Genomic DNA, 7740 nt, shown 5'->3' on the forward strand with positions numbered 1-7740 from the left:
CCCGTGGAGCGGCGGACACGGGGTCGTCCTCTGCCCGCCGCTCCACGGTCCCCCCTCGGTTCCCCCACCCCTAGGGTGTATCCACCGGCCCCCGCCTGTTCACCCGTCCGGGCAGGCGCTCGGAGTGAACCGAGGGTGTGCAAGGGGGCGCGTTCGGCACGCGACCTGTCCCACTGATCATTTGCGGCCTACCGTCGACGCGACAGGGTGCGGGCGATGAGCGTGCGGGTGCGGGGCGGGGAGGTTCGACGATGGCGGGACGGGGCCCGCGGGCGGCGGACACGGACGGGACGCGGGGGACGGGTGCCGACGGCTCGGAGCGATCCGACCCGGCCACCGCTTCCCACCGGGCACGCCGCGCGCGTACCCACGACGACGGCAGCCCCCGGCACGCCCGCCGCCGGCCGGACCCGGAGCGCCCCGACGGCGAGGCGCCGGGCCCCCGCCTCCGGGACGACGCCCTGGTCCGCGTCCACGACCCGGCGGGACGGCCCCGCGGCCTCGGCTTCGTGGCCGACCACCACGGCACCGTCGTCACCGCCCACGAAGTCGTCGACGGGCTGGCACGCTTCGTCGTGCACACCGCGGGAGGCAGCCGCGGCTGCGTCGTGACCGCCGCCGCGGTCACCCCGCTGCCCGAGCGGGGCCTCGCCCTCGTCCGTACCGAAGGGCTGGGCGTCGACCCGCTCCCGGTGACCGTGCGGGACCACTGCGGGACCGGGACCTACGTGCACATCCCGGCCGCCGGCTGGCGGCAGGCCCGCGTGCTCGACACGACGCCCGCCACCTACACGGCGACCGACCGCTCCCACGCCCTCGACGGCGTCCTGGAACTCGCCATCGGCACCGCGGGCCGGGACGCGCTGCGGCTCGGCCCAGGCGCCGCCGGGGGACCCGTGCTCGACGCCGCGACCGGCACCGTCCTCGGCGTCCTCGCCACCACCCTCCGGTCCGCCCACAGCGACGCCGTGCTCGCCGCACCGCTGCGGCCCGCCCCGGACGGCCCGCTCGCCGCCCTCCTCGCCGACAACGCCGCGACGGTGCCCGCCCACGGCGCCGACCTGAACCTCGCCGGCGTGCTGGAGCTGACGGCCACCCAGGTCGCCCAGGACGCTCCGCCGTCCGGGTCCGGCCCGCAGGCCGCCCCCGTCCAGCGGGCCGCTGTCACCGCCGGGTTCGACGCCTTCCTCGCGAGCGGGGCCGCAGTGCTCGGCCTGGTCGGACGGCCCGGCAGCGGCCGTACGACGGAACTCGCGGGACTCGCCGCCCGGCGCGCCCACGGCCCCGACCCCGCGCCCACCCTGTGGCTGCGCGGCGCCGACCTGGCGAGCGGCGACACCTCCGTCGCCGACGCCGCGCGCCGGGCGCTCGACCGCGCCGCGCGCATCGTGGCCGCCTCCGCCGACATCGACCTGGCCGCCGACCTCACCCCGGAGCGCCTCGCCCGCCTCGCCCGCGCCGCGGGCCGCCCCCTGCTGCTCCTGCTCGACGGCCCCGAGGAGATGCCGCCCGCCGCCGCGGACCGCCTCGCCGACTGGACCGCGGCCACCGCGCGGTGGCTGCGCGACCACGGCGCCCGGCTGGTGGTGGCCTGCCGGACCGAGTACTGGGAGACCGCCGGCGCCGGATTCCCCGAGGACCTGCTGCACGCGCCCGCCGGCCACCCGCCCCGGGGACAGGTGCCGCCCTGCCTCGCCCTCGGCGACCTCACTCCGGAGGAGGCCCGGCAGGCCCGCGCCCGCCACGGCATCCCCGACGACGCCCTCGCCGACGCCGACGCCCGCCACCCCCTGACCCTCCGCCTCCTCGCCGACGTGAGGGCCGCCCTGCCCGGAGCGCCCGCACCCCACCGGGCCGACCGCCACGACGTCCTCTCCGCCCACCTCGACCTGATGTGCCTGCGCGTCGCCGTCCGCCTCGCCGCCGAGAACGGCCTGCGGGGCACCGCCGTGCGCCGTCTCGCCGCCCGGGTCGCCGGCCAGGTCCACGAGGCCGCCCGGCGCAGCCTCGGCAGCGGCCAGGGCGAACTGGACCGGCCCGCCTTCGAAGCGGTGTTCCCCTGGGGCCCCGCACCCCTGGGGCTCGGCGGCACCACCGGCTGGGCCCGCGCCGTCCTCACCGAAGGACTCCTCGTCCCAGCCGGCGACGGCTACCGCTTCGCCCACGAGGAACTCGCCGACTGGCTCCAGGGCCTCCACCTCGACCTCGACGAAGCCCTGCGCGCGCTGCTGCGCCCCGGACCCACCGGCATCACGGACCGGCCCGCCCCGCCCGTACCGCACCACCGCATCGGCCCCGTCGTCCAGGCCCTCCTGCTCCTCCCGCGTCTGCACGGCACCGGCCGGCTCGGCGACCGGCTGGCGCAGCTGTCCGACGCGCTCGACGCCGACCGGACCGACTGGTGGGCGGCCCGGCTGCTCACCGAGACCCTGCTGCGGGTCCCCGACGCCACCCCCCACCTGGACGTCCTGCGGCTGACCGCCGACCGGATCGTGGCCTGGCGCCGGCAGGGGCACCCCGCGCCCGCCGACCTCGGCCCCGCCTTCTGGACCGCGCTGCCCCTCCCGGACACCGAACGCCTCGACCTGCTGCGCCGCCTCGTGCCCGCCGACGGCCCCCTCGACGACGCCGAGGGACCCCGGCCGCCCCGTTACCTGGACGCCGTCGCCCGCCTCCTCGCCGCCGACCCCACCGCCGTACAGCCCCGGCTCACCCGCTGGTTCGACGACGACCGCCCGCTGCCCGCCACCCCGCACGCGACCGTCGCCCTCGCCGCCCAGGCCCTGCTGCACACCCACCGCCACCGCGCCCTCGACGACCTCACCGAGACCCTCGTCGCCAGCGCCCACCCCCGCGCCGACGAACTCCTCGGCGCGCTCGCCGAGGAGGAGCCGTCCGCACTGTGCCGGGCCGTGGACCGCTGGGCCCACGACGAACGGCCCGCCCGGCGCGTCGCCGCCCTCGCCCACGGGCTGCGCGCCGCACCCCACGTCCGCACCGAGGCCGACCGCGCGCTGCTGCGCTACGCCGCCCTCGCGCTGCTCGCCCGCCCCGCCGACAGCGCCCTGCACGGCGGCGCCCTCGCCCTCCTCGTCCGCGATCCGTGCACCCGCGCCCGCCATCTCCCGCAGGCCCTCGCGCACTTCGCGGCAGCCGACCCGCAGTTCCCGCCCAGCGCCCTCGTCGCCGCCCTGGCCACCCATCCCGAACCGGTCCTGGAAGCCTTCCGCGCCCGCCTGGAGCGGCCCGGCCCCGGTGCCGTGCTCCGCTCCCTCGCCGACGTCACCGCACCCGGCCTCGCCCGCAAGGCCGCCGGCCTCGTCCGGGACGCGGTGCGGCGGCACCCCGAGACCGCCGCCGACGTCGCCGCCTATGTCGACCGGTGCCTCGACCAGGGGCCCGGTGCCCGAGCCGTCCTCTTCCCGCTCGTCACCGGCCTGCTCGACGGCGGCCCGGAACAGGTGCGGGCCGCCCTCGCCACCGTGCTCGCCGCCCCCGGCACCCCCGCCTCCCGCGGACTGCGCCGGGAGCTCCTGGACTTCCTGCTCACCCACGAACAGGCGCCCGCCGTCCTCGACGCCCTGCTGCACGCCGCCGTACGCACAGCGGGCGGCGCCGCCGACGACGCCCTGCGCGACCTCGTCCACCACACCGGGCTGCTGCTCGTCCGCACCCCGGACGGCGCCGCCCGCTTCGACCGGGGCCTGGTCGACCTCGCCCGGGAGGTCCCCGGCTTCGCCGCGCGGGTCGCCGGCTGGCTCGCCGGCACCCCACGGGACTGGGCGGCCGTCGTCGGCCCCAGCACCCGCCGCATGATCGAGAACCTCGCAGGCGTCCGGGTCCCCGTCTGAACACCGCGCTGGCACGTGCACCCCGTCACAGCGCCTATGCCGATGCGGGCCGGGGACCGTCGGCATGGCACCCTTAGACCTGCGTAAGACCGTTTGGGCAATGACGGACACCGGTTCGACGAGTTTGCGACAAGGAGCAGGCACAGTGCAGCGCTGGCGTGGCTTGGAGGACATCCCCCAGGACTGGGGGCGCAGCGTCGTCACCATCGGTTCCTACGACGGTGTCCACCGCGGACACCAGCTGATCATCCGGCACGCCGTGGACCGGGCCCGGGAGCTCGGCGTCCCGGCCGTCGTCGTCACCTTCGACCCGCACCCCAGCGAGGTCGTCCGCCCCGGCAGCCACCCCCCTCTGCTCGCCCCGCACCACCGGCGCGCCGAGCTGATGGCCGAACTGGGCGTGGACGCGGTGCTGATCCTGCCGTTCACGACCGAGTTCTCGAAGCTGTCGCCGGCCGAGTTCGTCGTCAAGGTCCTCGTCGACAAGCTGCACGCCAAGGCGGTCGTCGAGGGCCCCAACTTCCGCTTCGGTCACCGCGCCGCCGGGAACGTCGAGTTCCTCGCCGAGCAGGGCAAGACCTACGACTACGAGGTCGAGGTCGTCGACCTGTACGTGAGCGGTGACGCGGGCGGCGGCGAGCCGTTCTCCTCGACCCTGACCCGCCGTCTGGTCGCCGAGGGCGACGTCGCCGGGGCCGCCGAGATCCTGGGCCGCCCGCACCGGGTGGAGGGCGTCGTCGTACGGGGCGCCCAGCGCGGCCGCGAGCTCGGCTTCCCCACCGCCAACGTGGAGACCCTGCCGCACACCGCGATCCCCGCCGACGGCGTCTACGCCGGCTGGCTGCACGCCCAGGGCGAGGTCATGCCGGCGGCGATCTCCGTCGGCACCAACCCGCAGTTCGACGGCACCGAGCGCACGGTGGAGGCGTACGCGATCGACCGCGTCGGACTCGACCTGTACGGGCTGCACGTGGCGGTGGACTTCCTCGCCTATGTGCGCGGCCAGGAGAAGTTCGACTCGCTGGACGCGCTCCTGGAGGCCATGGCCCGGGACGTGCAGCGCTGCCGGGAACTGATCGCGTCAGCCGACGGCTCCGCCTGACCCGGACCCGCACACGCGACGGCGGAGGGCCGGCACCCGTACGGTGCCGGCCCTCCGCCGTCGCGCGCTCGCCCGCTACTGCTGGGTCCAGCCGGGCGGGACGACGCCCTGCTGCTGCCCCTGCTGCGGTTCCTGCGGCGGCGGGGCCTGCTGCTGCCACTCCTGCCCAGGCGCCGGCTGCTGCGGGGCCTGCTGCCAGCCCTGCCCGGGCTGCGGGGCGCCACCGGGCTGGGCGTACGGCTGCTGGGGCTGCTGCTGCGGATAACCCTGCTGCTGCGGGTGCTGGTACTGCATGTGCGGGTTGCCGAAGCCCTGCTGCGTCCGTGCGATGTCCTCCGCGATCAGGGCGGCGAGGTCGAAGTACGCCTCGCGCGTCCTGGGACGCATCATGTCGAGGTCCACCTCGGCACCCGCGGCGAGGTGCTCGTCGAACGGGATCACGACGACACCGCGGCACCGGGTCTCGAAGTGCGCCACGATGTCGTCCACCTTGATCATCTTGCCCGTCTCGCGGACCCCGGAGATCACGGTGACCGACCGCTGCACGAGATCCGCGAAGCCGTTCGCCGACAGCCAGTCGAGCGTCGTCGAGGCGCTGCTCGCCCCGTCCACCGAGGGGGTGGAGATGATGATCAGCTGGTCGGCGAGGTCCAGCACACCGCGCATGGCGCTGTAGAGCAGACCGGTACCCGAGTCCGTGAGGATGATCGGGTACTGCCGGCCCAGCACGTCCAGCGCGCTGCGGTAGTCCTGGTCGTTGAACGTGGTGGAGACGGCCGGGTCCACGTCGTTGGCGATGATCTCCAGACCGGAGGGCGCCTGCGAGGTGAAGCGGCGGATGTCCATGTAGCTGTTGAGCTGCGGGATGGCCTGCACCAGGTCGCGGATCGTCGCACCCGTCTCGCGCCGCACCCGTCGGCCGAGCGTGCCGGCGTCCGGGTTGGCGTCGATCGCCAGGATCTTGTCCTGCCGCTCGGTGGCCAGCGTGGCGCCCAGCGACATGGTCGTCGTGGTCTTGCCGACACCGCCCTTGAGGCTGATGACCGCGATCCGGTAGCAGGACATCACCGGCGTCCGGATCAGACCGAGCTTGCGCTCCCGCTCCGCCTGCTCCTTCTTGGCGCCGAGCTTGAACCGGGACGGACCCTGGTTGTTCTTGCGCGCCTTCGGCTGGTTGCGCAGCAGCCGGTCGGACGACAGCTCCACGGCGGCGTTGTAACCGAGCGGCGTCCCGGGCGCGGCTTGCTGCTGCTGCGGGGCACCCGGACCGGCCTGCGGACCGGGCGGCGCCGACCAGCCGCCCTGGCTGCCGTAGGCGGCGGGGGTCTGCGGGGCCTGCGGCTGAGGCTGCGGCTGGGCCGCGGGCTGCTGAGCGGCGGGCTGCTGGGCCGCGGGCTGCGGCTGACCGGGCTGACCGGATTGCTGAGGGTAGCCGTAGCCCGGCTGCTGCTGGGGGTAGCCGTAGCCGGGCTGCGGCTGACCCGGCTGCTGCGGATAGCCGTACGGCTGGGGCTGACCCGGCTGCTGCGGGTAACCGTACGGCTGCGGCTGACCCTGCTGCGGCTGTCCCGGCTGTGGCGCCTGCTGCTGGGGCTGCGGCTGGCCGGGCTGCTGCGGGTAGCCGTACGGCTGCTGCGGCTGGCCCGGCTGGCCCGGCTGGCCCGGCTGGCCCGGCTGACCCGGCTGACCCGGCTGACCGGGCTGGTGCGCCAGGCGCGGGTCCACGGGCTGACCGGGCTGGCCCGGCTGCGGCTGGGCCGGGCCGAACCCGCCCTGGGCCGGGGGCTGCTGGGGCTGGGGCTGGGGCTGCGGCTGGCCGGGCTGCTGCGGGTAGCCGTAGCCGGGAGCCTGCGGGGCGCCCTGGGCCTGCGGCTGAGGTACGCCCTGCTGGGGGTGCGCGGGCACGAAGCCCTGGGGCAGCGGCGGAAGCGGCTGGCCGTGCTGCTGCTGTCCGGCGGGCTGGGCGTGCGGCTGCTCACCGGGAGCCGCGGGCGGCTGCGCGGGGACGCCGGGCTGGGCGGCGTGCGGCGGCATCGGGGCCTGGGCGGCGGGCTGGGCCTGCGGCTGCTCGGGGGCGGCGGGGGCCGGCGCGGGCTGCGCTTCCGCCTCGGCGGTGGGCGCCGCCCCCGGGGTCGCGGGCGCGGCCTCGGGCTGTGCCTCGGCCTGGGGCCGCGCGGCCGGCTCGGGCTGAGCCGGGGGCGCCTCGGGCTGCGCCTGCGGCTGCGGCTGCGGGTCGGCGTCGGCCTGGGCGGAGTCGTCGGCCGCACCGGACGCGGTGTCGGCCTCCGGCTCGGCGTTCTGCTCCGCTTCCGGTTCGTCGTCACCGCCGAACAGGCGGGCCGCCTCGGCGTCGGCGGCGGCGTGGTTGAGCTCGGGCTCGGACCGCTCCGCCTCGGGCTGCTCCGCCACCGGGGGTACGGGGGCGGGCGGCTCGGGCGTGGGTGCCGCGGGCGCCTGTGCGCTCTCGTCGACCGGGCGCAGCACCGGGAAGCCGGGCGCGGCCGGGGGAGCGGCCGGTGCGGCGGGGGGAGTGGCCGGTGCGGCGGGGGGAGTCGCGGGCCCGGGCGGGACGGGCGTCGGCTGCTGCGGCGCCTGGAATCCGCCGGGGGTGTCCTGGGTCTGCTGGGGTGCGGGTGTGGTGGGCTGTTGGGGGTAGCCGTAGCCGCCGGGGGTGTTCGGCTGAGGCGTGCCGAATCCGCCGGGGGTGTCCTGGGTCTGCTGGGGTGCGGGTGTGGTGGGCTGTTGGGGGTAGCCGTAGCCGCCGGGGGTGTTCGGCTGAGGCGTGCC

The 7740-nt window shown here is 76.9% G+C and carries 3 protein-coding genes; 2 read left to right on the forward strand and 1 reads right to left on the reverse strand.

Annotated elements, in window-relative coordinates; translation table 11 throughout:
* Nucleotides 1–251: 251 nt before the first annotated feature.
* Both ABZ899_RS18855 and ABZ899_RS18860 read left to right on the forward strand, forming a co-directional pair.
* On the forward strand, nt 252–3851 hold the full coding sequence (locus ABZ899_RS18855; protein ID WP_361347124.1) for a trypsin-like peptidase domain-containing protein: 3600 nt from the start codon (nt 252–254) through the stop codon (nt 3849–3851).
* Nucleotides 3852–3996: 145 nt separating this feature from the next.
* On the forward strand, nt 3997–4953 hold the full coding sequence (locus tag ABZ899_RS18860; RefSeq protein ID WP_361347127.1) for a bifunctional riboflavin kinase/FAD synthetase: 957 nt from the start codon (nt 3997–3999) through the stop codon (nt 4951–4953).
* A 75-nt stretch (nt 4954–5028) separates the two neighbouring features.
* On the opposite strand, the gene ABZ899_RS18865 is transcribed toward ABZ899_RS18860, so the two are convergent.
* The coding region (locus ABZ899_RS18865; RefSeq protein ID WP_361347130.1) for a MinD/ParA family protein at nt 5029–7740 on the reverse strand (2712 nt) is incomplete at its 5' end.

The sequence above is a fragment of the Streptomyces sp. NPDC046859 genome, from assembly GCF_040645135.1.
GTDB lineage: Bacteria > Actinomycetota > Actinomycetes > Streptomycetales > Streptomycetaceae > Streptomyces.